This window comes from Enterococcus sp. DIV1315a, assembly GCF_051712325.1.
Lineage (GTDB): Bacteria > Bacillota > Bacilli > Lactobacillales > Enterococcaceae > Enterococcus > Enterococcus faecalis.
This window is the reverse complement of the sequence record NZ_JBIOOS010000001.1, coordinates 267,267-293,861: the sequence shown is the minus strand read 5'-3', so window position 1 is coordinate 293,861 and position 26,595 is coordinate 267,267. Positions and strand designations below refer to the sequence as shown.

Sequence of the window (26,595 nt, the reverse complement as noted above, 5' to 3'; positions counted from 1 at the left end):
AATAACCCCTCCACAACTCATTGAAAACGCCTCCTAAAGCTACATAAAAAGAGAGATTCATCCTTAAAGAATAAGGACGAATCTCTCCGCGGTACCACCTTAATTAGAAGCTTACTTGCTTCTCGCTTATGTATTATGTAATTGTTACTACTTATTAGTGTAATTCACAAATAGACTTGATCGATTCGCAGCAACCATCGACTTTCTGAACAAAACATCTATTTCCTACTGGGCTAATAATTTATGAATCTCAATATACCAAGAAGAAACCGACTTGTCAACGAAAATAGTATAAAAAATTTTTTCACACGCCAACAAAAATTACTTTTTCTTTTTGTAAAAATAGAAAAGCGCCTCCGTTCTCACGAAAGCGCCTGTTAATTAATGGGTTGTGCCACCTTGTAGGTGAATATCTTCTTGCGTTTTTACTGCTGCTTCAATCATATAGAACAAAGAATCTGTGATTGCTTCTAATGACATAGAAGCAAACGTTGGTTTATCAATTGTTTGTTCTGGTAGGAACGGAACATGAATAAATCCGCCACGAATAGTTGGATATTTAGTGTTAATTAAGTGTAGTAAGTGATACATAATATCATTACATACAAAAGTTCCTGCTGTATAAGAAATCGCTGCAGGTAATTGATGGTCATGACAATTTTTTACCATCGCTTTAATCGGTAAATTTGTAAAATAGGCTGTTGCTCCATCTTCAACCAACGGCACATCGCTTGGTTGTTGTCCTGCATTATCCGGGATACGCGCTTCCGCTAAATTAATCGCCACTTTTTCAACAGTGACTGTTTGGCGGCCGCCTGCTTGTCCAACACAAATCACCATATCTGGTTGATGGGTTTCAATTGCTTCCGCCACTTTTTCACCACTAGTGCCAAAAACAGTTGGCACCTCCACTTTAATAATTTCAGCTCCTGCAATTTCAGCAGGTAATTTTTTGACTGCTTCAAAGGCAGGATTGATTGCTTCTCCTCCAAATGGATCAAAGCCAGTAACGACAACTTTCATTTCGATCATCCTTTCTTATTTGAATAGAATCATATAAACAATTTGGAAAATTAACATGAAAAGTGCAATCGGCAATTGATTTTTAATGACGCCGTACTTATCTTTCATTTCCAACATGGCTACAGGTACGATATTAAAGTTCGCAGCCATCGGTGTTAACAGTGTACCACAAAAACCACATGTTAAGGCAACCATCCCAACTAATGCGGGATCTGCACCTAAAGAAAAGACAAACGGCACACCAATTCCGACTGTCATCACGGTTATTGCTGCAAAGGCATTGCCCATGATAGCCGTAAAAATAACCATTCCCACAGCATAAATAATAATCCCTACATTGACATTTCCTGCTGGTACTACGGCACTAACTCCTTTTGAAATAATCTCACCAACACCAGCGCTAGTAAAAACAGCCCCTAAACAAGCTAATAGCATTGGCAACGTACTAAGAGGACCGACTGTTTCTAACATTTCCGCCGCATCATCAAAAAATACTTTCGGCGTATTATTTTTAGAAAAGAACATCATGATGAAAATCGCTACAAAGACACCAACACCGACACCGACTAAAGCTCCTAAAGTAGTCAATGTGGCAAATAGAATTGCAAAAACCCCGATACTTAGTGCGGGAATAAAAATCTTCATTCCTAATTTTTGAGACATTTTTTCCATATATTCTTTCGAAGGTAAGCGACTTTCTCCTTTTGTCACTTTTTGAAGAATTGCCGGAATTGTCATCACAAAAATAAGTACGCCACAGGCAACTGGTGGAATAAACCGACCAAAACCGATTAAGATCCCTAAGATTCCCCAGAATAAACTAGTCCCATACGCATGTTGATTGGTTTTATCACGAAAACTACGAAAACTTGTGTATAACAAGATAATCCCCATAAAAATATAAAGGACTTCCAATAACTTTGCACTCAAATCAATACTTGGATCTGTGAAAAAACTCATTTCAGTCCCTCCTGTCCATAATATTTTTTACGTAATCTTTTTTCTTTTAAAGTAAAGTAAATACTTGCCGAAATTAAGGCAACTAAGGCGACTGGTACTTCCACTAAAGCCAGTTTACCTAATGTCACTTCATAGCCTAAATCTTTCAATGTTGATTGAACAAGTAATGCCCCAGCCCCACCAACAAACAGAACTTGACCAAAGAACCAACAGATATTTTCCATGGCTGAAGCCATCCCTTTTAGTTCTTCTTCATACTCTGGCACCATTGGTAAATTTTTTGATTCAATTGTTCCTAACGCCATTGGCAAAATAATCGGGCGCACAAAACCTGCTACCCCACCGAAACTTACGTTAAAAGCGGCGAAAATAATCCGAAAGACACCATAAATGTCAATAATCACACCAGCAGATACCTTTTTGAATCGTTTAATCAACGTAGCCGCTGACTCTTTCAAGCCATTTCTTTCTAACGTTCCTGTTGCTAACATAATAATAATAAAGATAGCCATGCCTCGATTATTCACAAAGGTTGTTCCTAGTGTTTCTAGCATTGATGTCAAACCAAGCCCGCCAGTAAAAGCCGTCACTATTAAAGCAACCATCACAATCAAGATAGCATCAAATTTCAATGCGAAGCCGACAATGACGATCAATACGCCTAATAAAGGTAATAAATCCATCAAATCTCTCCTTCTTAAAATAAAATTTCACTTTCCATTATATGCCAATTTTCGCTCATTTGTAAGACTTTTTTAATTTTTAATGTTATTTTTTCTAAAGACACAGTTTCCAACACTTTTTAGAGCTACCACTCGCACTTTTTTCTTTTTTCCGCTAGAATAAAAGAAACAATAACATTGAGGAGGATTTTTATGTTCCAAACTTTTAGAGAAAATTTTCGGCGCCATACCCTATTGCGCGACGCCGTCTTTATCGTTATCGGAAGTGCCATTGTCTTTAATCCCGGTGCTTTCTTCCAGTTCGTCGGTTATTTAATTGCTGGTTATTTGATGCTTTTAGGGTTAATTAATATTTATGATGACTACAAAATAAAAAAACAAACGGGTAGCTGGGGACTTGGTTTCGTAACAGGTTTAATCTTTGTCGTCTTAGCAGTAGCCTTTTTATTTTTTGCACCGGTGATTGTTTCGATTCTGCCATTTTTATTAGGGATTAGCATTGTTATAAACGGCCTCGTTCAATTGACTTTTGCTTTAAATATTCGTCAAACAGGCGCGCTTATCTACAGTATTCTGGTTTTAATCGCTGGAGCTGTTTTAGTTTTCAACCCCTTCAAAAGTCTCTTAGTTTTGATGCAAGTCTTTGGATTTATCCTGATTTTCATGGGTGTCATTGAAATTATTGGTCATTTTAGAAATAAAGCTTAACGAAAGGAGCAACTTATGGATAAAGAAAGTACCAAGTGGATCCGCTTTTTAGGTGGGAAAAATTTACTTTACACATTAACTATCCTTTGTCTAATTGCTGTAACTATCTTTTTATTCAACACTGTTTCATTTATCTTTAAACCAATTTTTGTTATTTTTAGTGCCGTCTTAGGCCCGGTACTTTTTGGTATTATTCTATTTTATTTGCTTAATCCAATGGTGAAACGCCTTGAGAAAAAAATTCCCCGTGTTTGGGCGATTGCGATTCTCTATGTCTTAATTATTGCATTACTAGTGTTAGTTGGACTGCAACTTTTCCCAATTATCCAAGACCAAACGGAAGAATTAATCAAACAATTCCCAAGTTTTTGGAAAAGCACGCTCCAAACAGTACAAGAATTTATGGCTAAAACACCTTTTGCAAAAGATTTAGAATCTGCTAATGAGTCGATTAATCAGCTCTGGGGCAAACTTGCAAACTCCTTTAAAGACTTTGCAGGGGATTACCTACAAACAGGCGCACAAGGTCTGGGAAGCGTCTTTTCTGCAGTCTCTTCTACTTTCCTAACCTTGTTTACAGGACCTATCATCGCCTTTTTCCTTTTAAAAGACAAAGAAAAGTTTTATCGCTTTGTAAAAGGCATCATTCCCCCAGCTTTTCGTCCTGATTTTGATGAATATAGCCAAATTGCCAACATTCAAATTGGCGATTATCTAAAAGGTCAAGTCATTGCTTCCTTGGTTTTAGGGATTATGTATTGGCCAGCTTTTCTATTAATTGGTTTACAATTTGGTAGCATTTTAGCTTTAGCTGCGGGTATTTTATGTATTATTCCTTATATTGGGCCATTTATTGCCTTTATTCCTGGATTGATTATTGCCTTTCAGGATTCCACATTTATGGTAGTAAAATTCGTTATCGTCTGGTTTGCCATCCAATTGATTCATGGTGATTTTGTTATTCCTCGTGTGATGGGCGATAAATTAAAAGTCCATCCGATTACTATTTTACTTGTCTTGTTAGTTATGGGTGAACTGTTTGGTTTAATGGGCGTTATTTTTGGGATTCCAATGTATTGCCTAGTTAAAGTGACAGTCATTTATTTATTCCGCAAATTCAAACAACGCTATAACCGCTTTTATGGTGACAACGGCGAGTATGAACACACGAATTTTACTAAAGATCAATATTTAAAATAATACAATGAAAAAACTGGGACATAAGCCGTTTAGACTTATGTCCCAGTTTTTTACCATACTTTTCTAGCAATTTCTTGAAGTAATTGAACTTTGCGCCATTGTTCTTTCTCCGTCAAACGATTTCCTTCTTCCGTTGAAGCAAAACCACATTGCGGACTAATACTTAAGTTTTCTAAAGGAACAAACTGTTGGGCTTCTTCAATTCGTGCTTTCACTTGTTCAGTCTCTTCTAATTCAGGAAACTTAGAAGTAACTAAACCTAAAACGACTTTGCTGCCATTATTTTGCCAATGTCTTAATGGTGAAAAGTCCCCTGCACGATCTGAGTCATATTCCAAGAAGAAACCATCATAATTCGTAGCAAATAATTCTTTTGCTATCGGTTCATAACCACCTGAAAATAACCAAGACGAAGCATGGTTCCCACGGCAAATGTGCGTGGTTACAGTTAAATCTTCTGGCTTTCCAGCTAAGGCTTCATTAATAATCGTGGTACACACTTGTGCAATTTCTTCTGGCTGTATTCCTTTGGCTCGTAATTCTTCTTGTTTTGTCTGATCCGCTAGAAACGCCCAATTTGTATCATCAAATTGCAAATAACGGCAACCTCTCTCGTAAAAGGCCGCAATTGCATCTTTATATGTTTGTGCTAAATCCTTATAAAAATCACCAATCTCTGGATAAATTGTTTGAATGCGCGAGGTGCCGTCGTTGGATAAAATTTCTTGACGTAAAATCATGGTCGGACTAGGGATCGTTGCTTTGGCTACCGTGCCATCACCAACTTCCACCACCTCTTTTAAAAATGAAAAGTCCTCTAAAAATGGATGTTGCGCAGGAAAAGATATTTTATCCACTACGCGGATATTATAGGCCGGAGCTGCTTTTCCATGAAAGGTTTGGTTATACCCCGTTTCTGGGATATAGCCTGTCACACCATTTAATCCTTCTAAGAAATCAATATGCCAAAAACCGCGACGAAATTCACCATCTGTGATTCCCCGTAAGCCGCCAGCTTTTTGTTTTGCTACTAATGCTTTGATTTCTTCATCTTCAATAAGACGTAGCTCTGCTTGAGATAAAGCACCTGCTTGGACCTTTTTCCGTGCTTTCTTAATTGTTTCTGGACGTAAAAAACTTCCCACATGATCAACTGTAAAAGGAATCTGACTACTCATTTGCCTCACTCTTTCCTATTTTTATTTATAAAAAAACGCCCTTTTACTAGCCGTAACTAGTAAAAGGGCGATTATTATCGCGGTACCACCTTTTTTCGGAAAGATGACTCTTTCCCTTCAACTGACAATCATAATCAGCGGTCTTGTTAACGAAAGACATTACGTTTTTGCCTACGTTTCGACAAAAATTCCTCCTAGGCCATTTTTCGATACAGACATCTAACTTTTTTCACCAACCAAAGTCTCTCTACCAGCTGTCTTGTACTTACTTTCCTATTCAACGGAAATTATTAGATTATAATTAGAATACCACGTTTAGCAAATTTGTCAACGGAAGCGGATGAAATAGTAACGAAAAAAGCAGCTTCTTTTCAGAAGCTGCTTACGTCTATTTTTATCATTGCTGATTAGGCAGAGTGTCCTACGATTGTGCTACCTGAGTAACCAAAACCGACACGTGTAATACCTGGGTTAATTTCCCAATCACGGTGACCGCTACCTGAAGCTGTTACCATACCTGTTTCATTGTACCATGCCATGATTACTGAGTTACCTGGCGCCCACATAATTGCGATAACTTCATCTCCACGAGACCAGTGATCATTTGGAATGCCACCTGCTTCAACTTGTGCTGCACGAGCAGTTGCAGAAGCTGCTAAGCCTGCATCCCATACTACTGGACGTAAACCTAATGATTGACGTAGAACGTTCAATGCATCAAGCGTCACATCACCTGTAGCTGGTGGTGGTGTTGGAATTGGATCTTTTTTATCTGGTTCTGGTGTTGGTGGTGTAACTGTTCCCTCACCATTACTTTCACTACCACTTGGTGTTGTTGATTGTTCTGAAGAAGAGCCAGTATTTTCTGTTGCACTATTATCTGTACTTGGTGTAGTTGTTTCAGTTGTTTGTTGCGTGCTTGATTCAGTTGCTGAGCTTGAGCTTGCTGGCGCTTGCGCTTCTGTTGTTGAAGAAGAGGCAACTGGTGCTTCTGCTTTTACTTCTGCTTTAGCTTGAACTGGTTTTGCAGCAGCTTGTTTAGCTTTTTCAGCTGCAGCTTTTTGTTCAGCAGCTAAGCGTGCTTGCTCTGCTTCAGCAGCTGCTTTTTGTTTTTCTAAGCCAGCTTTAGAACTTTCAGCTGATGATTGTTCTAATGCTAATGAAGCTTTCATTACGTTTAATTCAGATTGTTTAGAAAGTAAATCTTGACGTTTTGTTTCTAATTCAGCTTCTGTTGCTTCAAGTTGTTTCACTTTTTTCTCGTTTTCAGCTTTTTTATCAACAACAGCTTGTTTGTCTTCTTTTTGTTGTTGCATTAAGTCGTTGTTGGCACTTACGATTGTTGAAACAGCTTGAACACGGCTGATTGCATCTGCAACTGAGTCCGCATCTAAAACTGCATCTAGCATTGTTGTGCTTTGTCCATTAACTTGAACATCACGTGCTTGATTTTTGATTGCTTCGTTACGTTTTTCAATACGTTGATTCAAGTTTGTAATTTCTTGTTGTAATTGTTCTGATTTTGCTTTTAGTGTTTGCTTTTGTTCACGTAAAGCCATGCTTTCATCAAATACTGAAGATACTTCTGCTTCTAAAGAAGATACTTGTGAAGCTAAATCCCCTTGTTTTGCTTTTAATGATGAAATTTCTTGATTTTTTTCTTCAATTTTTTTATCAACATTGTCCGCCAAAGCGATGCTTGGGGTAGCAATTGCTGATAGCGTTAATGAACATAGTAATACTGATGCAAATAGACGTTTCTTCACTTGTCATTCCTCCGAATTAATTTCTAAAGTTTATTTAAAATATCTTAATCTTTTCTTACGACAAAAACATTCTACCACACCCATATTTCAATTAAGCAATAGAAATGTTACAAAAACATTTCAGATCACTCGTTCTTTCTCCATAATAGGTAAACTTACCTTTTGTAAGGCTTTTATGCCTTGTCATGACTGGTTTTCATGTGTTTTCAATTGTTAAACAATTCTTCGATTTTTTTTCATATTTTTTCTTTTTTTATTCAAATTTTGCTTCTTTTTTGTCGATATATGCTTTTTTTCGTAAAATTAATCATTTTTCCTTCTTTTTAGCAAACTTTTTTGTTACAAAATTCGTTATATTTTGGTAATGAATCAAGAAAAAGGCCGCTTCGTTGAGCCGCCTTTTATTATTTCTATGCAATGTTTTTGATCAAACTATTCAACTTATTTTTTATGGACTTATGGGCCTGTCACTAAATTCCAAGTCACCATTGCTTGATAAGTTTGATCTTTTCTACCTTGATTTGCTGGAATTTCTAATTTGATTTGATCAAAAGAAAAATCAAATTGATAAACATCACTTTCGTCAAACTGACCATTGGCAACAATATGGCTAGCTACACCGTTGGCAACTAATTGAATAGCGGTTGTTTTGCCAAGAGCAACTTTAGTTTCCGTTGGTTGATTGTACTGAATAAAACCTGAAACATTGGTTGTTCCTAACAATAACTTTGTCATTGATGATAGTTGATCCACTCTTCCTTCAAAGGGGGATAGTTCTGCAGTTAGTGCCCAATTGGGTTGTGATTTTTTCAAACGTAAATATGGATTTTCCTGACCATTTTCATAATAATCTGCTGCTTGCTTTAAACCATGTTGCTGCGTGTTGCTAGAAATGGCGACTTTACCAAAATCAAAAGTTGGTGTGCTGATAAAACCTTCCTCATCTGGTGCCACAATTTCTTGATTTTTAGGTTGGATTCTGACAGTATCAGCTGCGTGAACAGCAGAAAAATTTCCATTCATTTCAACAGCCGCTTGTAACACTTGGTCTGGTTCACCTGTAGCAATTGTTGTCATCATAATAGTTGCTGTCTGACCAATAGGCACTTCCGTATTTAAAGCAATGCCAACTCGCCAATTTTCATCAGTAATAGGAACAATTTTGTTTGGTTCAGATCCAACACGAATCGTGACTTGGATTGGCCGAGCTAGACCTGGTGACCAACCAATTGCTGGCTTTAAGTTTATTTTTTTTAACGGTACTTCTCCCACATTTGTAAGCATAATCTGCCAAATTTGTATATAACCACTTGGCATGACTTTGACTAGTCCTTCTATTTGCATTTCAGCTTTTGCAGTTATTTCCTTATACACTGCTGTAATAGCGTTCATTTCATTAAAAACAGGGGAGTTTATGGGTCGCTTCGTTTTTTCTAAGCTCTCTTGTTTTGTTTTATCTTGATACCAACCTTGATATAAATAAGTTTTACCGTTAACGCTGTATTGTTGTGGCAGTTTTTTTCCAGCTAAATAGCGAAAGCCATCCGTAGTTATTGGTTGTTGGTGATCCTGAATAAAATCAGATGGTGGTGCAATTTCAACACCATTGACATCCTCAAATGTATAATTTTTTTGAGGTATCTCCTTATAGACAACAGTTAAATCATCATTGTCGTCATAGGTAATATCATAACTGTTACGCTTTTTTCTAAATTTTCAGGTTTCGTTTTCCCTTTATACCATCCTTGAAATTGATACGTTTTTGAGTCAATTTCATAGCTACTTGGCAAAAGATCTTTCTGTTTAAAGGCGTAAGGGTCACGCTCAATAAGCGTTTGCTTTCCTTGTCTAAACCCCGGTGGTGGAGGGATTGGTTTCCCTTGAGTATCCACAAAATGTTCCGTCACTTTGCGGTTGGTAACATGATAATAAACCGGCCCTGAAAATTTAAAGTAATTCAATAGCCCAGATTGATTCGATGAATCAATCTTCACTTGGTTGTACAAAGGAACGATTAGTTTTTGACTCTCGCTAATGTTAAACGTTACTCCTGTTTTCTGACTATATTGTTGTTCAGACATTTTTTCCAATTCAAATTGCGAAATTGTTGTTGGATATTGGTTTCCTGATGCGTCGGAAATAGTTGGCAGCGGATAATTGGGATCAATTTCCCCTTTCTTATTGTATAAGCTTAAAGAAGTATAATATCTTGGTAAAAAAAATGTTTGATTACTCGCTGCAAGCACCGTTGACATGTCGGAATAGACGGCTACTTTCTCACTTGGAATTACCACTTCTTTTAAATTAGCCACTGTAGATGCTGTCACTGGTTGACTTTCACCTTCCCACACATTTATGCCATTTGGGGAATTGCCTTGCCAACTATGATACTGTAGAAGGATCTCATTAGCGTTTACTGGCTGCCCCTCTTCATTAATAAATCCATAACGATAAGTTAGGTTAGGCGTCTCAATTCTTTCTCTAATCGTTTGACTTGTAACATTAGCCTCATTATCGATTAACTCACTTTTTGACAATGCTAGTGGTTCTTCATCATGTAGTTTATCCTTTGTCTGTGGTTGTTCACTTTTGGCTTTTTCTGCTGTTAATGAATGATTGGTTCCTTCTCTTACTTGTTTTGTACTTGGTAATGTTTCTGCAAAAACAGTTGTCTGTATTAGTATGGGGAATACTAATATATGGCAGATGCCCGTTACTATCAATTCTTTCCATTTACTTCGCTTCATATTGTCCCTTCTTTCTAAAGAACAATCCAACAATTCTTAGTTAACTAAACATTAAGACACTAAACTTAGCAGAATGATCACTTACCATTTTCAGCAACAGTCTTGTCTTGTGGTATCGGTTTCATTTTTCTTTATACTTTGGATCATTCACTTGTTTCAGCGCTATTCGTCCAATACTTCTTTTTACTAACCAGTTATAACTAGTTTAGCAAAAAAGAATAATTTCTGAAATTCCGAATTTTAAACAGACAGGAGCATTTCCTGAAGATTCTATATATATCAAGGAAAATCGACCAAAAATAAACTAAAAATAAACTTTTCAATAGAGAATCATAGCTAAAACAGGATAAATTAATCATATTTTCACCTTCCTAGCTTTACCTTTATCAAAAAAAGCTCAAAATGTTAGTTTTGACAACTAACATTTTGAGCTTTTTGTTTTTTTTCTTAACGAATGATTTCGACTTTTTTGTCTGTCTTGACTGTAACACGGCCGTTTTTAATAACATATAACCGTTCTGGAATATCAATAATCGCATGTTCAACCACTTTTGTGTCTAATAAGACTAAATCTGCTTTATTCCCAACTGCGACACCGTATCCTTCTAGTCCCATCGCACGAGCAGGACTTGTTGTTACCATTGGTAGCACTGTTTTTAAGTCATCCGCTCCACCTAGGTGCCCAACAGGAATGGCTAACATCGCTGTTTGAACAATATCCCCTGTGCCATATGGTGTAAAAGCATTGCGAATATTATTTGTAGCAATACAGACATTCACGCCACCATCGCGTAATTTACGGATTGGCGTAACCGCACGTCGAACATTGTACTGATCACCACGAGCCCCTAAATGTAAATCCGTTGCTGGTAAAGCCATCACGCTAATATTTGCTTCCGCCATTTTTGCAATAATAGGCGCCAATTCTGCTTCAGGTAAGGCATGCAATGCCGTTAAGTGGCCCACTGAAACACGGCCTTGGTAGCCTTCAGCGATGGTTTTTTCACATAAATATTCAATACTCATATCATCAGCTTCATCGGCAAAATCTTGGTGTAAATCTACATCTTTATCATATTTTTTAGCAATTTCAAACACTAAATCAATATGTTCTTTCGCTGGTGCATCATTATAAGGAATACCGCCGACAACGTCTGCGCCCATATCCATTGCTTCATACATCATTTGTTCTGTTCCAGGGGCTTTAAAAATTCCTTCTTGCGGAAATGCAACTACTTGCATGTCAATTAACTCTTTGTATTCTTCTTTCAAACGCATAATTGTTTTGAAGCCAGTAAAACCTTGCGCTGGGTCAAATTCTGCATGCGTTCTTAACGCCGTGGTTCCATGAACGATTAACATTTCTAAGGCACGTTTAGCACGGTCGTAAATGTCTTCTTCGGTAAATGTTGGTTTTAATTCTGCGGTTACTTCAATCGCTTCTTTCAACGTACCTGATTTATTTGGTTTACGATCAGCGATTAATGCCTTGTCCAAATGTAAATGGCTTTCTACAAAACCTGGGATTAAAACACGACCATCTGCTTCGATGACTTCTTTGGCATCGCCAGTAATAACTGGGGCGATTTCAATGATTTTTCCTTCTTTAATAGCTACATCTTGTAATGCTTCACCGTCTTGAAGACGAACTTGTTTAATTAATAAATCCATGTTTTCCACTCCCTAAATTGTTTTTTATCCAAAGATTAAACCGATAACTAATAATAGTACAGAGGCAATACTTAACCATTTCACGTTTCCTTTAACTACATCCAAAATTGGAATTTGGAAGCCTGAAGATAAAGCTTGCATAGTAATATTAACGAAACTCATTTGACTACCTAAACCAACACCCATTGCTACAAAACCTAATGCTAACGGCGGGAAGTTCAACGATACAGCAACTGGTAGCACTAAAGTTAAAACAGAACCTACGTAGGCCCCAGCTGGAATCCCAATTAAAATCCCTGTTAAAATGGCAACTGGCACGACAATAAAGGCTGGTGCATTTTCAGCAACACCTGCGATGACAGCAAACGTTCCTGTTTCCGCAATAACATTAATAAAGGCTAAGAAAATCCCTACTTGGAATAAACGAGTCAAAATATATGTAGACCCATCTACCATCGCTTCGACAGATTTGTTCATTGAGAAATCTGTACATAAGAAAATTAAAACTAATGTTAAAATCATGTATACAAGTGGCGTAAAGAAGGCAAAACCAATTAAATCATTCACAATTGGTCCAAAAATTACAGCAAACAATAAGAAAATGGCTGGCAAGGTAATTTTAAATAATTCACCATTGCTCTTTTTATCAAATTCATCATCTGCCGACTCTTTAAAGCCAACATTTCTATGTTTCGTTCCCCAAAAGGCTAAAACAATCGCTAATGCTACGAAGAATAACCAATAAGGTCGCATGGTTGAAACATATGAACCGACACTGATATCACCTAATTTTGAAACAATACTTGATTCTAATGAAGCGGGTGATGTTGTAAATGATACCGCAGCAGCTAAAGACATTGCTGCAATTAATTCAGGAACAACGCCAACTGCAGCAAAGGCCAATGGTGCAATAACCATCGCACTTCCGCCACCAATTCCTGACATATATGTGGCTGCGGCTAATAAGATAACAATAAAAGCTGAAACATACTCGACTTTTCCTTTTGTGCCTCGTTTGGCTAAAGTTAATGCAGCTGAATAACTACCTGCTTTAAAGACCGCCATCGCAACAGCTGAATTAATGATGGGAACGGTAATTCCTAACATCATTGGGATAGCTTCCAACATCTGTTTATTCGCTTCTTCTAGTCCAATGCCACCAATCAGCATCGCTAAGACGCCACCAATTAAACCTGCGATAATCATATCGACTTTCATAAACAATAGAACCAAAACAACAATCAATGGAATAATCACAACTAATGCCATGATTCCTGTCGGGGCAACTACATCCCCAATCTCATCAGCAAAGGCCGCAACTGGCACAAAAATACTAACTAAGAATGCAAAAATAAGTGCTACTTTTGACGATTTTTTCATTTTACTTTCCTCCAATAGAAAGAAGGCGAGAGCAACGCAGCAGCGAATACTCTCTGCGCTCCTCATTATTTGGCAAAGGCACCTTGCCCGCCATATTTATCGTAATGTACAATCTCACTAACTAAATAATCATAAATACTTTGTGGAATTTCAATGCCTTCTGACATGGCTTTTTGATAGTTTAGCTGACCAATTTCTCCTGGATAGTAAACTTGTTGAAACCCTTCTGCTGTAGGCACACTATGAAGTTCTTCCACCATTTGATTAATATTTTCTTTAAATCGTTCAGAATCTGTAAAGCGGCTTGGATCAATGATTAAAAACATCTGTCCCAGATTCCGTTTCTCCGTTAAATCCGCATACATGGAGCTGACATGTTTGCCAAAAGGTAAGCCTAACAACGAACCAGCTAAGACATCGACCATCATCATTAGTCCATATCCTTTTGGTCCTGAAATCGGCAATAAACCTCGTACTTCATAAGGATCAGTCGTTGGCTGGCCTTTTTCGTCTACTGCCCACGTGTCGGGAATTTCAACATCTCTTGAACGTGCATCTAAAATTTTCCCCCAAGCCTGTACTGTCGTAGCCATATCAAACACGACTGGTTCGTGACCTGCTCTAGGTGCTGCAAAAGCGATTGGATTTGTCCCAAAATAATTGCTTGTACCACCAAACGGTACCACCATTGGATCAGATTGACACATCGAAAGAGCAACCATGCCTTGTTCCGCTGCTTTTTTAACATAATACGATAACGTCCCGCTATGACTCGTTTGAGAAACGCCAACATACGCTAACCCTGATTCTTTGGCTAGATCAACTGCAGCAGCTAATGCTTCGTTACAAACAAATTGACCCACGCCATTATCGCCATGAAAAATGGCAGTGGACGGTCCAGTTTTTTCAAATGATAATTCGGGGTCAATCGTGATCCCGCCTTTTGCAATCCGTTCCGCATAATAATCCATACGAACCGCCCCGTGTGAATGAATACCGCTAGCATCTGCAAAAGTTAAATGTCGAGCAACTTCTTCGGCATGTTCAGAATGTAAACCAGCAGCTTCTAATTTTTGTTTCATCAGCTTTTCTAATTTTTCCGGTGTAACGACAACCATTTCTTCCATTGCGCTTGCTCCTTTATCATTAATCTTAAAAAAGGGAAAGAAAACAAGTGATTTTCTTCTTCGTCCTTGCATTTCCTCCCCTTTTTTCACTACTTATTGCTACTGTTAAAGACAGTATAGTCAATTTCATCCACTGATTTTGCAACTAGAATAGCAGAGTAAACATCTGAATTGACATTTAAAATTGTTCGTAACATGCCAACAAACCATTCGACGCCTGCAAAAATTGCAATACTCTCAATGGGTAAACCCATTTGTGGAACAATCACTGCCAGTGAGACTAAGCCCGCACCGGGAACAACTGCGTTTGCTAGTGAGACAAACGTTGCTGTAATTGCTAAGTAAATCATTTTCGTAATATCAAACTCTAGCTGATACATCTGCGCAATAGTCATTACAGTAAAAGCCATATGCATCGCTGAACCGTTACTGTTTAATGACATACCTAACGGCAACACTAAGTTAGTAATTCGCTTACTTAAACCTAATTTTGTTTCTGTTTCTTCCAAAGCTACTGGTAAAGTAATTGCTGAAGAAGTTGTCGCCAAGGCCATCACAGACATATTTTTCATGTTTGTAATTAAACGTAGTGGACTTACTTTACAGTACAATGTGATAACCAAAATCCAGATGCCCAAAAATAAAATAGTTCCTAATCCATAGACCAATAGATACTTCACTAACGGTAAAATAATTTGAAGGCCTAAGTGACTAATTGTTGAAGCAATTAAAGCAAAAATCCCCAGAGGTGCTAGATACATGACGTATCGAATGACTGTAATGATAACTTCATTAAAGTCCACAATTATTTGGAAGAGTTGTGTCTCTGGATGGCTTTGTAAGTATTTATTCAGTGCTAAACCAAAAAATAATGCAAAGACAATAATTTGAATAATCGATCCTTGAGTCAGTGAATCAAAAATATTTTTCGGAACGAAATTTAAAATCGTATCAGTGATTGAGATTTCTTGCGCTTTAATAGAAGCATCTTGGAAGCCAGTCATTTTAACACCGTATCCTGGATTAAAAATGACTGCCATTAGTACGCCCCATAAAGCGGCAGCTAAGGAGGAAATCCCGAAAACAGCGATTGTTCTACCCCCAAGGCTCGTTAATTCTTTTGGATTAATACTGCCAACTGCTTGGACAATTTGCCCTAAGATCAAGATAGGAATAGCCATTTGCATCAGTCGCAAAAAGACATCTCCAACTATTTTCAAGTAATTGCCGCTAGCAGGAATCAAGAGTCCTACGAGGATTCCTACGACAACAGCAATTGCAATTTGGGTGATCATGGACGGTTTTTTCATGGTAAACTACCCCTTTTGACTGATCACAGTTCCTGCTTCTTTATCGATGTTTTCTAAGTTTTCGATAGAAGTAATGATTGCTTTCCGTTTGTCATCACCTTTTACGAAGTCTAAGGCAGCTTCGATTTTTGGTAGCATACTACCAGCAGCAAAGTGACCTTCTTTAATGTATTCTTCTGCTTCGGCTACACTGATTTGTTCTAATGCTTTTTGATCTGGTTGATTGTAATTAATGTAGATGTTATCAACGCCTGTCAAAATAATCAAACGGTCTGCATCAACGTTTTCAGCTAAAACACGTGCAGAGAAATCTTTGTCGTTAACCGCTTCCACGCCTACGTATTGTCCGTCTTCTGCTACGACCGGAATGCCCCCGCCACCAGAACAGATAGTTAAAACGTCCGCCTCTACTAAAGCACGAACCGCCTCTTTTTCAACAATTTCTTTAGGCATTGGTGATGGAACAACTTTTCGGTAGCCACGGCCAGCATCTTCCACATACGTAGAGCCATCTTTGGCTGCTTCCGCGTCAGCTTCTTCTTTTGTATAGAATGGACCAATTGGTTTGGATGGTTTTTTAAACGAAGGATCTTCTTTGTCCACACGCACTTGCGTAACTACAGAGATAACTGGTTTAGCAATGTTACGTTTTTCAAACTCATTAGTTAAAGCATTTTGTAACCAGTAACCGATGCTTCCTTGTGTCATCGCAACACAAGTATCCAATTTCAACGCTGGATTTTTTTCACTTTCGCCTGCTTTTTGTTGTAAAAGCAAATTCCCTACTTGTGGTCCGTTTCCGTGACAGACAATGACTTGTTCCCCTTTAGCAACAAATTCTGCAATATATTTGGCCGCGTGATTAACGACGGCTTTTTGGCCTTCATCTGTTGGATCCGTATCTAAAATAGCATTCCCACCTAGGGCAATTACGTTTAAACTCATTGATTGATTCGCTCCTTTTTAGTAAAGCAAAGACAAAATCTTTTCAGTATCGACGGATAAGAAATAATTTGTTTACGAAATGAAAGATTTTGTCTTGCTCATTTTGATTGTTTCAGTCATTATCGAAGGGATAATTAACCTAATTTCGGTTTACTTTCATCTTTAGCTAAGAAAGCAAAAGCTAGTAAACCAATAACTAATAGTACACAAGAAAGATAGAAGCCAACTTGCATTGAGCCTGCTGTATCTGCTAAATATCCTGTGACATACGGTGCTAGGATTGACCCTGACATCCCGATAAAATTATAGGCACTTAACGTTGTTCCTAAGGCCGCTTTTGGTGCATGTTTGGTAACAAAAGTCACCATAATTGGATCTAACGCTAATTTCCCTGTTAACCCATAAAGAATTAAAACAGAAATTAACAATGTCCGATTTGTTACAAAAGCAATCGCAAAGACAGATAGGATTGCTAAAGGTACTAATGTAAAGACTAATTTTTTCGTCGCACCTGTTTTATCATTCAAACGAGCAAAGATTAAGGCGCCTGGAATAGAGGCCCATGGTACAAGTGATGAAATGAAACCAACGCTCGCTCCTGTAAAGCCACGTTCAGCAATTAAAAATTGTGGCAACCAAGTAATAATGACAAAGTTTGCATAAATACTTGTGAAACATAAAATAAATGCGGCTAATAAATTACGATTTGAGAAAATTTCTTTTAATGAGATCTTTTCTTGCGGTCCTTCTTCAGCAGCTGCTCGTGCAGCTTCTTCACCAGGACGAATCACTTTTTCTTTCAAAATTGTATAGAAAAGAATTCCTACGATAAACGTTGGAATCGCCATGATAAAGAATGGTTTGCTCCAATGTTCACCATTTTCTAAAACCAACTTACTTGAAAGTAAGTACCCACCTGATGTACCGAAGGCCATCCCACTATTGATGATGGCATTACCGATGGTCCGTTTACTTGCTGGAATCGCTTCTGTCGATAGCGCATATTGTGGCCCATAGTAAGCTCCTTGACCAATACCAGCAATTGCACGAATGACTAAAAACATAACAAAGGTTGTCGCTAATCCACTAAAATAAGTAGAAATAGCAAGAACGATAAACCCAACAGCAATGACTAATTTCCGCCCAATTTTATCGCCAATCATCCCAAAAGGAATCTGTGCAACAGCATAGGTTAGAAAGAAGATACTATTGGCTAAACCAAGTTGTGTGTTACTTAGACCAAATTGTTCTCCAATGACCCCCATCACTGGATTAAAAATAGTTCGTGTTGCGTACATTAAAATCCAGCCTACGAAGAAAATGGCTACGACTTTAATCCAGTAACTATTGCTCACTTGCACTGCTTGATTTTTTTTACTATTCTCCATGTCTTCTCCTCACTTCTCATCTAACTCTACAGATTGTAAAGCTAGTAACATTCCAAATGACATATCTTTACCAGAGGAATGTCCGATTTGTATAATTCTGTCAATATTTTCGTCAACTCTATTATCCCGATGGTTCTCCAAATCCAAGAGTAACTGATACAACAATGAATTTACATATCCTTTAGCCGAGCTTGCAATATAGCCTTTACTAACATCTGTTGTGGATAAATTTGCTGCCGAAAGAGTAGCGGCTAACGCCGCAGCTCTTTCATCAGCAAGTATGAACAGAATTGTTTGATACGCTACTAAAATGTCATCACCACTCGGGGTTAACCCTTTGCCCCGACCAATCAGATAATTCGTTACTTCTTGCCATTCCGATAGTGTCCAAACTTTTTGTTTTTGGCTCATTTTTTTGAAAATATGCTTTGCTCGTTCGTCTAAAGGCAGGCCAATTCTACGTTCTAAGTTTCTCGCTAATAAGCGGTCTCGCAACAAGCGTAATTGGTCTTTTTCTAACTTGAAATGAGTAATGTTTAAAGAAACGACCTCGGCAGGTGTGAGTTGGATCGTTTTCACGCCGACTGTACTGTAAAAGGTCAACTGATTTTCTGTGATTTTGACTTTATTACCTTGTTGTACATACGGAAAGATTTCTTGAAACAATTGATCTGGCAAAAACATACCAAAGCTTGATAAATAATTATGGAAGTTTGCAACATTGATTAATTGATCCTGGACTTTCAGATTAAATGAACGTTCAAAAACACTGTGAATGGTTCCCATCTTGCCATATTGGTGGATAGGAAAAATGTAGTCACTAATGACTAGTTGGTTATTCAACCGTAATGCCTAGTTTCTCAGCATACGCTTCTAGGGCTTTTTCAAAACAGCCTAGAGGTGCTCTAACTGTCCCTGCACCAATTTGACCAACACCGGCATTTTTGTGTGCAATCCCTGTATTGATGATTGGTGTAATTCCCAATTCCACCACTTTACGGATATCAATTCCTAAACAAGTTCCTTGGAAATCCCAAGTTGGAATTGAGAATGTTGGGTTGTGTCCTTCACAGATTTTTGCCATTTCATTTGAGGTTGCTAACGCATCTTCAAAGCCACCTGCACCAACAAACCGTGTTACGCCAGGTGCAGCTACCATAGCCATTGCTCCAACGCCTACTGTTTCAGTAATTGCACTATCCCCGACATCAGGATTTCCGTCTTCTTCGCTGAAACCAGTGAAGTAAAGACCTTTTGGTGTATTTACTGGTGCGGTATGCCATTGATCGCCTGTTTCTGCAATCCGGACCCCAAAGTTCACGCCGTTACGAGTCATCGTTGTGACAATCGTTCCGTTGGTATCTTTACGGGCACCATCAACAATTGCTTTTCCAGTTGCCATCATGACATTTAAGAAGAATTGATCTGTGTCAGCTAAGAATTTGATTACTTCGTATTTTTGATCTTCTGGAATATCTGTTTTGATAATTAATGGAGACAATTCTTTTAAGAAGTTCAAAGATGCGGCAATATTTCTTTGGTGGAACTCGTCACCCATTGTAATAGAGCGCGCAATCAATACGTTTAAGTTCAAGCCTTCTTCAGAAAGTTTCAAGGCTTTCGCAATCGTTGGTCCTAAAACATCTTTAATCCAATCTAAACGATCAACCACTTCTTGTGAATAAGCACCAAAACGTAATACTTTACCGATACCTTCATTCAAGATACAGTATGCTTCGTTACCTTCTAAGCGATTTTCTACAACAAAGACTGGCATATTACCAGAAGTAATACCGCCCATTGGTCCAACTGCTTTTACATGGTGACAAGGAATGAAACGTACTTCGCCAGCTTCAAAAATCTTCAAAGCATCTTCTTCGTTGTCTGCCCAACGTTCGAATAATGCTGCACCGATACAAGCACCTTTCATTGGTCCAGTCATTTCAGACCATTGGATTGGTGGTCCAGCATGAAGTAATGTTTTTTGTGCGTCATCATTTAATTCTGGAATCACTGATTTCGCAGGTACCACATCTACTAAGAATGGTTGTGCATTTTTAATTTTGTCTGTTACTTTGTGATTTTCAGCTTCGATTTGTTCACTGTAATCTTCCAAAGCATCCAAAATTTTAATCATTTTTTTATTGCCGTTAGCACGCGGACGCCAGTTGAATTGAACAGTTTGGCCACCGTAATCAACGATTGATTCTGTAAAGCTTTGCAACCCAACGTTAATAATTCTTGGTTTGGTTGTTAATAGTTCCATTACTTTTTCGCCTGGTTTTGGTACATCGACAGTTGGTCCGTTGTAAGCAACCACTTCTTTATCGTCTTCTGAAATTTCGATTCCTTTTAGCAATAGAGCTAATTGAACAGCTTTAGCATTGCTTTCTGCAACTAAAACGCCGCCTTCTTTCAAACGATCAACCGATGATTGGTAATTTTGCGGATCTTTCGTCGTCCCACAAACAGTTGCAACAAAGTAAAGATCACGTCCGGCTTCTTTGGCTGTGGCACGCGCTTCTTCAATTGCTGGTAATAATGCACCAACCATGTCTTCATGAGCACCGTAGCCTAACACCACATCGAATAAGATAATCCCAGTTTTTTCATCTTGTGCGTATTCACGAATTTTTTCGATACGAACATCTGGGTCAATCATTGGGTGCGGACGACCTTGTGTATACATATCATCACCTAAGTCAATGACTTCATAACCGTGAGATTTCAAGACATAACCTTCTGCTTTCACTAAACCGCCAAGATCTAAAGCTTCAGAAATTAACATACCTGCTTCAGAAGCTAATGTACCACCTGAATATAAGCCTTTTACAACTTTATCTTCTGGTAATGTTGGTACAGCTGGTTTTGCTAATGCTTCAAAGTAATTTTTCTTCACGGCCACATCATTTGCTAAATCAACAGCAATTTTAGCTGTTTCTTCTAATGTATGAGCTAGATAAACTTTGCCTTCGTGACTTGTTGGTTTTTCTCCTAAGAAAATCGCAACGACTGGTTTTGAAATACTTTGTAATAATTCAACCACTTCATCACGAACTTCTTTTGCAGGTGGTTTAGAAATAACTGTAATCACATCGGTTGGTTCGTGATTTTCTAAGGCCACAATAGCATCTTTCACTGTGATAGCGCCTACTTTGTCGCTTAGGTCACGACCACCAGTACCAATGGCGTGAACAACTCCGCCACCTAAGCGGTCAATAATCGTTGTAACTTCTTGAATCCCTGTTCCTGAAGCACCAACAACGCCAATGTTTCCTGGAGAAACAACATTTGTAAAGGCGATTGGAATACTTGAGATAATACCAGTTCCACAGTCAGGCCCCATCATTAGTAAGCCTTTTTCATGCGCTAATTTTTTCAAACGTACTTCATCTTCAATTGACACATTATCCGTGAAAGAGAACACGTGTAAATCATTTTTTAAGGCACGTTCCATTTCTGGCGCACCATATTCACCAGGAATACTGAATAGCGCTACATTCGCCTCTGGTAAAAGATCAAACGCTTCTGACCAAGAAGTTGCTGCTTGTGCTTCTTCACTAGTTCCCTTTGCTGATAAATCATCTAAGAATTCATCAATCGCTGGCATAACTTCTTCCATGATGTTTTCTTTTTCACTGTCAACCACAATCATCATGTCGTTTGCAGATGCACTATTGGCCTCATCCGTTAACAAGTTCGTGTTGTTAAGGATGTCTTTGTTGGCATCTGTTCCCATCATGATTTGACTCATGGTTACACCATCTAATGCATTGATTTTATTGGTCAATAACATTAAATTGATGGAGTCTTGGTAATTGTTTTTCAAAATTACTGTGTGTAACATTGTTCATCCTCCTATCTATTCCTTACAATGCTATTGTATCGAAACGAGAAAGTGTTTTCATCGGACATAATTCTAAAAAAATGGTATAATTTTTATCCATAAGAGGAAAAAAGGAGAAAACGATGAAATTAAGAGAGTTATTATCGATAGGTGACTTAAAAAAAGGTAAAATTTTGACGAAAGAGATTGGTTTAGACAATGAAGTTGATTCGGCAATGGTCTTAGAAGCGATTGATATCGAGAACTGGAGTAGAAAGAATCAGTTAATTTTGACTTCTTTCTACGCATTGCATGATTTACCAGAAAAAGAGTTGGAAAATTTTTTCGTAAAGATGCGCCGAATTGGCATCAGCGGCTTAATTTTGAAAACAGATCGATTCATTAAAATGATTCCAGAGTGGTTTATCGAATTATGTTTCAATTATGAAATTCCTTTAATTAAAATCACACAAGACATTAGCTATGAAAAAATTCTGTTTACGATTTACGAGCCTTTGTTGAATTATCAGTCGCATGTCTTACGTACGTATTACGATGTGCGCCAACGTTTCACCAAATTAGAGCGTCACTACCCAACGGTTGAGACGATTATGCAAGAATTTTATGACATCATTAAATTACCCTTCGCTTTAAAAATGTTGGATAAACATCTGGAAATTAGCGATGGCGACTTACCCCATGATGCGATTGTGCTCTCAAGAGAAAAACTAAAAAACAGTGAGTTCACTAAAAATGATTACTCTCTTTTAACACTTTATTCTCATGCCAACCCCAAAAAACAGTTGGCACTAGAAGTTTCTATTTTCAATAGTTATTCCACTAATTGTTTACTTCTGGTTTATTTACAAGATGAAAAGGTTAAAGAAACGGATTTAGTGATTATCGAAAATGCGATTGATGTCTTACAAGAAAAATTCAATACCGAAAATTTGTTAAAAAAAGAACGGTATACTCGTTTGAACAACTTAGCGGATGCTATTTTACAAAATACACCGCAAAATCCTGACGAGCTAAACAGTTTGCTTCGTGAAGTGCAAATGCAAGAGCTAGATTCTTACCAAGCGATTGCTTTTTCTACCAAAGACACCAATACACAACTCATGAAAGAACGAATTATTGCCTTACTTCGTACCCTGCGTGTGAAATCCATTTTCTTCGATCAGCTAAATTATTCGGCGGTCCTTTTTAACTTCAATGAAAGTGATGGAAAAATTACAAAGCTGCAATTAAGTCGTTTATTAGCTGAACTTTTAGAAGAAAACGACACGCTTACCGTTGCCGTCAGCAGTTTAAAATCACGAGAAGGGATTAAAGAGCTACTGATTGAATGCCTGGACATTCTGCGCTTTAATGAAACTTTTTATAACGGACCAATTGTCACCTTAGCCGATATTGGGGTATTTAAAAATTTTATCCGCGAAGACCAATTGGAAAATTTAGACGAATTAATTCCTCGCGCACTTTATCAATTAGCCGAAAACAACTACGATTTATTTGAAACTTTGTACAGTTTTTTCCAAAATAATCGCAACTATAAACAGACCTCTGAAGCGATGTTTCTTCATTCAAAAACGATTCGTTATCGTTTAAACAAAGTGGAACAACTTCTTGATATTGACTTAGCCAATCCCTTGCAATTGTTAAATTATGAAATTGCCACATACATTATAAAGATGAGGAGACGTGCACTTGAAAAACACTCAAACACTCGCTAATGGCGCAACAGTTACTATCTACCCCACTACGACTGAACCAACGAACTATGTCGTCTATTTACACGGTGGCGGGATGATTTATGGAACCAAAAGTGATTTACCAGAAGAACTGAAGGAGCTGTTTACAAGCAATGGCTATACCGTTTTAGCACTGGACTATTTGTTGGCTCCAAATACAAAAATCGATCACATCTTAAGGACGCTAACGGAAACCTTCCAATTGTTAAACGAAGAGATTATTCAAAACCAGCCCTTTGGTTTGTGCGGGCGTTCCGCTGGCGGTTATTTAATGTTACAGTTAACCAAACAATTACAAACATTAAATTTGACGCCACAATTTTTAGTCAATTTTTACGGCTATACAGATTTAGAATTTATTAAAGAGCCACGGAAATTATTAAAGCAAGCCATTTCCGCTAAAGAAATAGCTACCATCGACCAAACAAAGCCTGTTTGGGATGATCCTTTTCTTTCTCGCTATCTGCTGTATCATTACAGTATTCAGCAAGCGCTATTGTCGCACTTTTACGGATTACCAGAAAATGGGGACTGGTCTGCTTACGCACTGTCAGACGAAACATTAAAAACTTTTCCACCTTGTTTCAGTACAGCTAGCAGCTCAGACGAAGAAGTGCCGTTCCGCTATAGCAAAAAAATCGGACGGACCATTCCTGAGAGTACCTTTAAAGCGGTTTACTATTTAGAACATGATTTTTTAAAACAAACCAAAGATCCTTCGGTCATCGCTTTATTTGAGCAATTGGATAGCTGGTTGAAGGAACGATAAGCATAACAAAAAAAGAAGCGAGAAATCTCGCTTCTTTTTGTTATTTTTGATAAAGTGTGGTTCCTTTTACCACACTGATTTCCACCGGTGTCTGACGAGCGACAAAAGCCGCCGCACATTCTGCTTCAGTGAGTAAGTATGTTGCTTCAGCACCAACTTTCGGCCAATTTGCTTGCCCTTGTTCGTCTAAAGTTGTGACACCATCTGTCACTAAGCCCAATAATTGGGTTAAAGCATCTTGATCTTTCACGTTAAAAAGTTCACCTAAACGAGCCAATTTTTCTTGTAATGAACCATCACCATAGGGAGACCAGCAATCGTAGATATTGTCACAACCAAGATGAACATTGACTCCATGACGTAACAATTCCATAATTGGCGGAATCGTATTAGGTGTGATTGGCACGCTGGAATTAATATGAATTTTTTCTGCTGCTAAAGCATCATAAACTTCGGCACGTTCTTCACCAATGAAATCATTTAACCCGAAGGCATGGCTGATAAATACTTTGTCTTGTAGGCCATATTCTTTCGTTAAACGGATAATTTCTTTAATCGTTGTTGTCCCAGCTTCGTGACGGTCATGTAAATGAATATCCACACCGACACCATGTTTAGCTGCTAAGCGGAATGTTTCAGCCAATGATTTTTTGTAATCACCATCTAGTGAATAAGGATCCACGCCACCAATAAAATCGGCACCTTTTGCCAATGCTTGATCAACTAATTCAACGGAATCTGAACGTAGTAAGCCGTGCTGTGGAAAGACGACAATTTCTACCGTAAATGGTTTCGTTTGGGCCAACGCTTGGACTTCATCAAAATAACGTAAGTCTGTCATCGGTTCCACGTCGACATGTGTTCTGAAAGCTGTCGCGCCATGTGGTAATTCTAAGTCAATTAAATGGTTGGCGCGTTCTGTTAAAGAAAGTTCTAAACTATCTAAATAAGGGATTTCTGCTTCGACACGTTCCACAATTGACTTCGCTGGCGTCACCGGATACCACGGAACACCTAGTTTACTTTTATCAAAGTGACAATGTTTTTCAATCAAACCTGGTAAAATCAATTGATGGTGACCATCAATAATTGTCAACCCAGGTTCTTCTACCAATTCTTCATTGGGGATGATTTTCGTAAATACTCCATCTGTTATTTCAATTGCCACTTCTTTGGTTACTGTCCCAGATAACCAGTCACCTTCTTTTTGATACCCTGTTTCAATTCGAACATTTTTTAACCAATAATTCATGCTTTCCTTCACTCCTATCTGTATTTATTCCTTCCCGAAAGGACACAATACTTAGTTGTACTGTGCTAAAATTTTACTAATTTCCGTATAACCTTTTTGATTGGCATAGTCCATTGCTGTTCGACCAGAATTGTCTTTAATGGATTGATCCGCACCATTTTCCATTAACAATTTTACAATATCTTGGTAAAGTTGGTTCCCTTCACGTAACCCCACTGCCTCAATCAATGCTGTATAGCCAAAGTCATTTTGGAAATCTATGTCTTCTCGTCCATCTTCTAACAAGAGCTTCACATTGTCAATATGTCCTTTTTCAGCTGCCGGAATTAACGCATTGCCACCGTAACGGTTATGCTTATTTAAATCTGGGGTCGCATTTTTTAACATATACGCTAAAATCTCCGTACGTCCTTGCGCTCCCGCATAAAGATAGGGACTATCACTAATGCTATTTTGCAGATTAATATCGGCACCCCGATCAATCAACGCTTTTGCAATCTCAATGTCATTATTGTGAACAGCGATATTGAGCGGTGTGTTGCCTTCTGTGTCGACTTCATCCACTTGATAAGTAGTATCTTGTAAAATTTCCTTGACCTTCTTCGTATCTCGTTGATTGGCTGCTTCTAAAAGCGCACCCACTTCATAGGTCTTCATCGGTTCTTTCACTTCCTCTTTTGATGTTGTTTGAGCCATCGAACGGGTTGTACTGGTGCTTTCAGTTTTTGCACTACTTTGAGTAGTCACCATTTGACTATTTTTTGACGCTGCGGAGGGTGTTTCTCCTCCTTGACACGCAGCAAGTAATGGAATGGTCACGAAACTTAATAGCCCCATTAAAATTTTTTTGTTCATTGTGCTCAACTTCCTTTCCTCGAGAGAAATATGAGATTTTTCTCCAGTGGTTC

At 38.1% G+C, this 26,595-nt stretch carries 20 protein-coding genes, 1 pseudogene and 2 other annotated features; of the genes and pseudogenes, 5 read left to right on the top strand and 16 right to left on the bottom strand.

Annotation, left to right across the window (positions count from 1 at the left end):
* Nucleotides 1–69: 69 nt before the first annotated feature.
* Nucleotides 70–245 (bottom strand) — a binding site (T-box leader).
* 136 nt (nt 246–381) lie between these two features.
* From pcp to IGJ03_RS01480, 3 genes are read right to left on the bottom strand one after another with little or no spacing between them, the layout of a single operon-like run.
* Nucleotides 382–1,023, bottom strand: coding sequence for a pyroglutamyl-peptidase I (gene pcp, locus IGJ03_RS01490; RefSeq protein ID WP_077932735.1), 642 nt, complete (start codon nt 1,021–1,023; stop codon nt 382–384).
* A 15-nt stretch (nt 1,024–1,038) separates the two neighbouring features.
* A complete protein-coding gene (locus IGJ03_RS01485; protein WP_002355267.1) occupies nt 1,039–1,983 on the bottom strand; it encodes a DUF979 domain-containing protein in 945 nt (314 codons plus the stop codon).
* Nucleotides 1,980–2,666, bottom strand: coding sequence for a DUF969 domain-containing protein (locus IGJ03_RS01480; protein ID WP_002355265.1), 687 nt, complete (start codon nt 2,664–2,666; stop codon nt 1,980–1,982). The genes IGJ03_RS01485 and IGJ03_RS01480 overlap by 4 nt, the downstream gene beginning before the upstream one ends.
* Before the next feature lie 192 nt (nt 2,667–2,858).
* Here IGJ03_RS01480 and IGJ03_RS01475 point away from each other — a divergent pair, with 192 nt between their 5' ends.
* Together IGJ03_RS01475 and IGJ03_RS01470 are read left to right on the top strand one after the other, a co-directional pair.
* The gene (locus tag IGJ03_RS01475) at nt 2,859–3,374 is read left to right on the top strand and encodes an HdeD family acid-resistance protein (RefSeq protein ID WP_002389828.1); all 516 of its coding nucleotides are present in this window, start codon (nt 2,859–2,861) and stop codon (nt 3,372–3,374) included.
* 15 nt (nt 3,375–3,389) lie between these two features.
* Complete coding sequence (locus IGJ03_RS01470; RefSeq protein ID WP_048737127.1) at nt 3,390–4,574, top strand: AI-2E family transporter; 1,185 nt, start codon at nt 3,390–3,392, stop codon at nt 4,572–4,574.
* 50 nt (nt 4,575–4,624) lie between these two features.
* Here the strand turns inward: IGJ03_RS01470 and IGJ03_RS01465 are convergent, their stop codons facing one another.
* Nucleotides 4,625–5,752: a 5-methyltetrahydropteroyltriglutamate--homocysteine S-methyltransferase gene (locus IGJ03_RS01465; protein ID WP_375804736.1), complete on the bottom strand. Its 1,128-nt coding sequence runs from the start codon at nt 5,750–5,752 to the stop codon at nt 4,625–4,627.
* A gap of 60 nt (nt 5,753–5,812) precedes the next feature.
* Nucleotides 5,813–6,042, bottom strand: a binding site (T-box leader).
* Nucleotides 6,043–6,159: 117 nt separating this feature from the next.
* Nucleotides 6,160–7,518, bottom strand: a complete 1,359-nt coding sequence (locus tag IGJ03_RS01460; protein WP_002377904.1) for a PcsB-like coiled-coil domain-containing protein — start codon at nt 7,516–7,518, stop codon at nt 6,160–6,162.
* Nucleotides 7,519–7,703: 185 nt separating this feature from the next.
* Here IGJ03_RS01460 and IGJ03_RS01455 point away from each other — a divergent pair, with 185 nt between their 5' ends.
* A complete protein-coding gene (locus IGJ03_RS01455; RefSeq protein ID WP_016632398.1) occupies nt 7,704–7,883 on the top strand; it encodes a hypothetical protein in 180 nt (59 codons plus the stop codon).
* Nucleotides 7,884–7,974: 91 nt separating this feature from the next.
* Here IGJ03_RS01455 and IGJ03_RS01450 read toward each other — a convergent pair.
* From IGJ03_RS01450 to fdrA, 9 genes and pseudogenes are all read right to left on the bottom strand, one after another.
* Nucleotides 7,975–10,265 (bottom strand): annotated as a pseudogene (locus tag IGJ03_RS01450) (WxL domain-containing protein).
* Between the two features lie 447 nt (nt 10,266–10,712).
* Nucleotides 10,713–11,936: an amidohydrolase family protein gene (locus tag IGJ03_RS01445; RefSeq protein ID WP_002389547.1), complete on the bottom strand. Its 1,224-nt coding sequence runs from the start codon at nt 11,934–11,936 to the stop codon at nt 10,713–10,715.
* Between the two features lie 24 nt (nt 11,937–11,960).
* The gene (locus IGJ03_RS01440; RefSeq protein ID WP_002392492.1) at nt 11,961–13,382 is read right to left on the bottom strand and encodes a hypothetical protein; all 1,422 of its coding nucleotides are present in this window, start codon (nt 13,380–13,382) and stop codon (nt 11,961–11,963) included.
* Entirely contained in the window at nt 13,382–14,443 is a 1,062-nt protein-coding gene (gene allD / locus IGJ03_RS01435; protein ID WP_010708246.1) for an ureidoglycolate dehydrogenase, read from the bottom strand. Before allD ends, IGJ03_RS01440 begins: the two co-directional genes overlap by 1 nt.
* An 89-nt stretch (nt 14,444–14,532) precedes the next feature.
* On the bottom strand, nt 14,533–15,753 hold the full coding sequence (locus IGJ03_RS01430) for a dicarboxylate/amino acid:cation symporter (RefSeq protein ID WP_002361159.1): 1,221 nt from the start codon (nt 15,751–15,753) through the stop codon (nt 14,533–14,535).
* A gap of 6 nt (nt 15,754–15,759) precedes the next feature.
* Complete coding sequence (gene arcC, locus IGJ03_RS01425; protein ID WP_002355252.1) at nt 15,760–16,698, bottom strand: carbamate kinase; 939 nt, start codon at nt 16,696–16,698, stop codon at nt 15,760–15,762.
* A gap of 134 nt (nt 16,699–16,832) precedes the next feature.
* Nucleotides 16,833–18,086, bottom strand: a complete 1,254-nt coding sequence (locus tag IGJ03_RS01420; protein ID WP_002355251.1) for an MFS transporter — start codon at nt 18,084–18,086, stop codon at nt 16,833–16,835.
* A 9-nt stretch (nt 18,087–18,095) separates the two neighbouring features.
* Nucleotides 18,096–18,929: a DUF2877 domain-containing protein gene (locus IGJ03_RS01415; protein WP_002355250.1), complete on the bottom strand. Its 834-nt coding sequence runs from the start codon at nt 18,927–18,929 to the stop codon at nt 18,096–18,098.
* Complete coding sequence (fdrA, locus tag IGJ03_RS01410; protein WP_104859235.1) at nt 18,922–21,933, bottom strand: DUF1116 domain-containing protein; 3,012 nt, start codon at nt 21,931–21,933, stop codon at nt 18,922–18,924. Before fdrA ends, IGJ03_RS01415 begins: the two co-directional genes overlap by 8 nt.
* 122 nt (nt 21,934–22,055) lie before the next feature.
* On the opposite strand from fdrA, the gene IGJ03_RS01405 reads away from it, so the two are divergent.
* A complete protein-coding gene (locus IGJ03_RS01405; RefSeq protein ID WP_375804735.1) occupies nt 22,056–23,648 on the top strand; it encodes a PucR family transcriptional regulator in 1,593 nt (530 codons plus the stop codon).
* Nucleotides 23,623–24,435: an alpha/beta hydrolase gene (locus IGJ03_RS01400; protein ID WP_375804734.1), complete on the top strand. Its 813-nt coding sequence runs from the start codon at nt 23,623–23,625 to the stop codon at nt 24,433–24,435. The genes IGJ03_RS01405 and IGJ03_RS01400 overlap by 26 nt, the downstream gene beginning before the upstream one ends.
* A 40-nt stretch (nt 24,436–24,475) precedes the next feature.
* Here IGJ03_RS01400 and IGJ03_RS01395 read toward each other — a convergent pair whose 3' ends face one another.
* Nucleotides 24,476–25,687 (bottom strand): amidohydrolase family protein, encoded by a 1,212-nt coding sequence (locus tag IGJ03_RS01395; RefSeq protein ID WP_375804733.1) that lies wholly within the window; start codon nt 25,685–25,687, stop codon nt 24,476–24,478.
* Between the two features lie 51 nt (nt 25,688–25,738).
* The gene (locus IGJ03_RS01390) at nt 25,739–26,542 is read right to left on the bottom strand and encodes an ankyrin repeat domain-containing protein (protein WP_438711062.1); all 804 of its coding nucleotides are present in this window, start codon (nt 26,540–26,542) and stop codon (nt 25,739–25,741) included.
* Nucleotides 26,543–26,595: the final 53 nt, after the last annotated feature.

What these genes read in the sequence shown, in the direction of transcription:
- pcp (WP_077932735.1), bottom strand. Translation starts at nt 1,023, where the DNA reads ATGAAAGTTGTCGTTACTGGCTTTGATCCATTTGGAGGAGAAGCAATC.
- IGJ03_RS01485 (WP_002355267.1), bottom strand. Translation starts at nt 1,983, where the DNA reads ATGAGTTTTTTCACAGATCCAAGTATTGATTTGAGTGCAAAGTTATTG.
- IGJ03_RS01480 (WP_002355265.1), bottom strand. Translation starts at nt 2,666, where the DNA reads ATGGATTTATTACCTTTATTAGGCGTATTGATCGTCATTGTCGGCTTC.
- IGJ03_RS01475 (WP_002389828.1), top strand. Translation starts at nt 2,859, where the DNA reads ATGTTCCAAACTTTTAGAGAAAATTTTCGGCGCCATACCCTATTGCGC.
- IGJ03_RS01470 (WP_048737127.1), top strand. Translation starts at nt 3,390, where the DNA reads ATGGATAAAGAAAGTACCAAGTGGATCCGCTTTTTAGGTGGGAAAAAT.
- IGJ03_RS01465 (WP_375804736.1), bottom strand. Translation starts at nt 5,752, where the DNA reads ATGAGTAGTCAGATTCCTTTTACAGTTGATCATGTGGGAAGTTTTTTA.
- IGJ03_RS01455 (WP_016632398.1), top strand. Translation starts at nt 7,704, where the DNA reads ATGACTGGTTTTCATGTGTTTTCAATTGTTAAACAATTCTTCGATTTT.
- IGJ03_RS01445 (WP_002389547.1), bottom strand. Translation starts at nt 11,936, where the DNA reads ATGGATTTATTAATTAAACAAGTTCGTCTTCAAGACGGTGAAGCATTA.
- IGJ03_RS01440 (WP_002392492.1), bottom strand. Translation starts at nt 13,382, where the DNA reads ATGAGGAGCGCAGAGAGTATTCGCTGCTGCGTTGCTCTCGCCTTCTTT.
- allD (WP_010708246.1), bottom strand. Translation starts at nt 14,443, where the DNA reads ATGGAAGAAATGGTTGTCGTTACACCGGAAAAATTAGAAAAGCTGATG.
- IGJ03_RS01430 (WP_002361159.1), bottom strand. Translation starts at nt 15,753, where the DNA reads ATGAAAAAACCGTCCATGATCACCCAAATTGCAATTGCTGTTGTCGTA.
- arcC (WP_002355252.1), bottom strand. Translation starts at nt 16,698, where the DNA reads ATGAGTTTAAACGTAATTGCCCTAGGTGGGAATGCTATTTTAGATACG.
- IGJ03_RS01420 (WP_002355251.1), bottom strand. Translation starts at nt 18,086, where the DNA reads ATGGAGAATAGTAAAAAAAATCAAGCAGTGCAAGTGAGCAATAGTTAC.
- fdrA (WP_104859235.1), bottom strand. Translation starts at nt 21,933, where the DNA reads ATGTTACACACAGTAATTTTGAAAAACAATTACCAAGACTCCATCAAT.
- IGJ03_RS01405 (WP_375804735.1), top strand. Translation starts at nt 22,056, where the DNA reads ATGAAATTAAGAGAGTTATTATCGATAGGTGACTTAAAAAAAGGTAAA.
- IGJ03_RS01395 (WP_375804733.1), bottom strand. Translation starts at nt 25,687, where the DNA reads ATGAATTATTGGTTAAAAAATGTTCGAATTGAAACAGGGTATCAAAAA.
- IGJ03_RS01390 (WP_438711062.1), bottom strand. Translation starts at nt 26,542, where the DNA reads ATGAACAAAAAAATTTTAATGGGGCTATTAAGTTTCGTGACCATTCCA.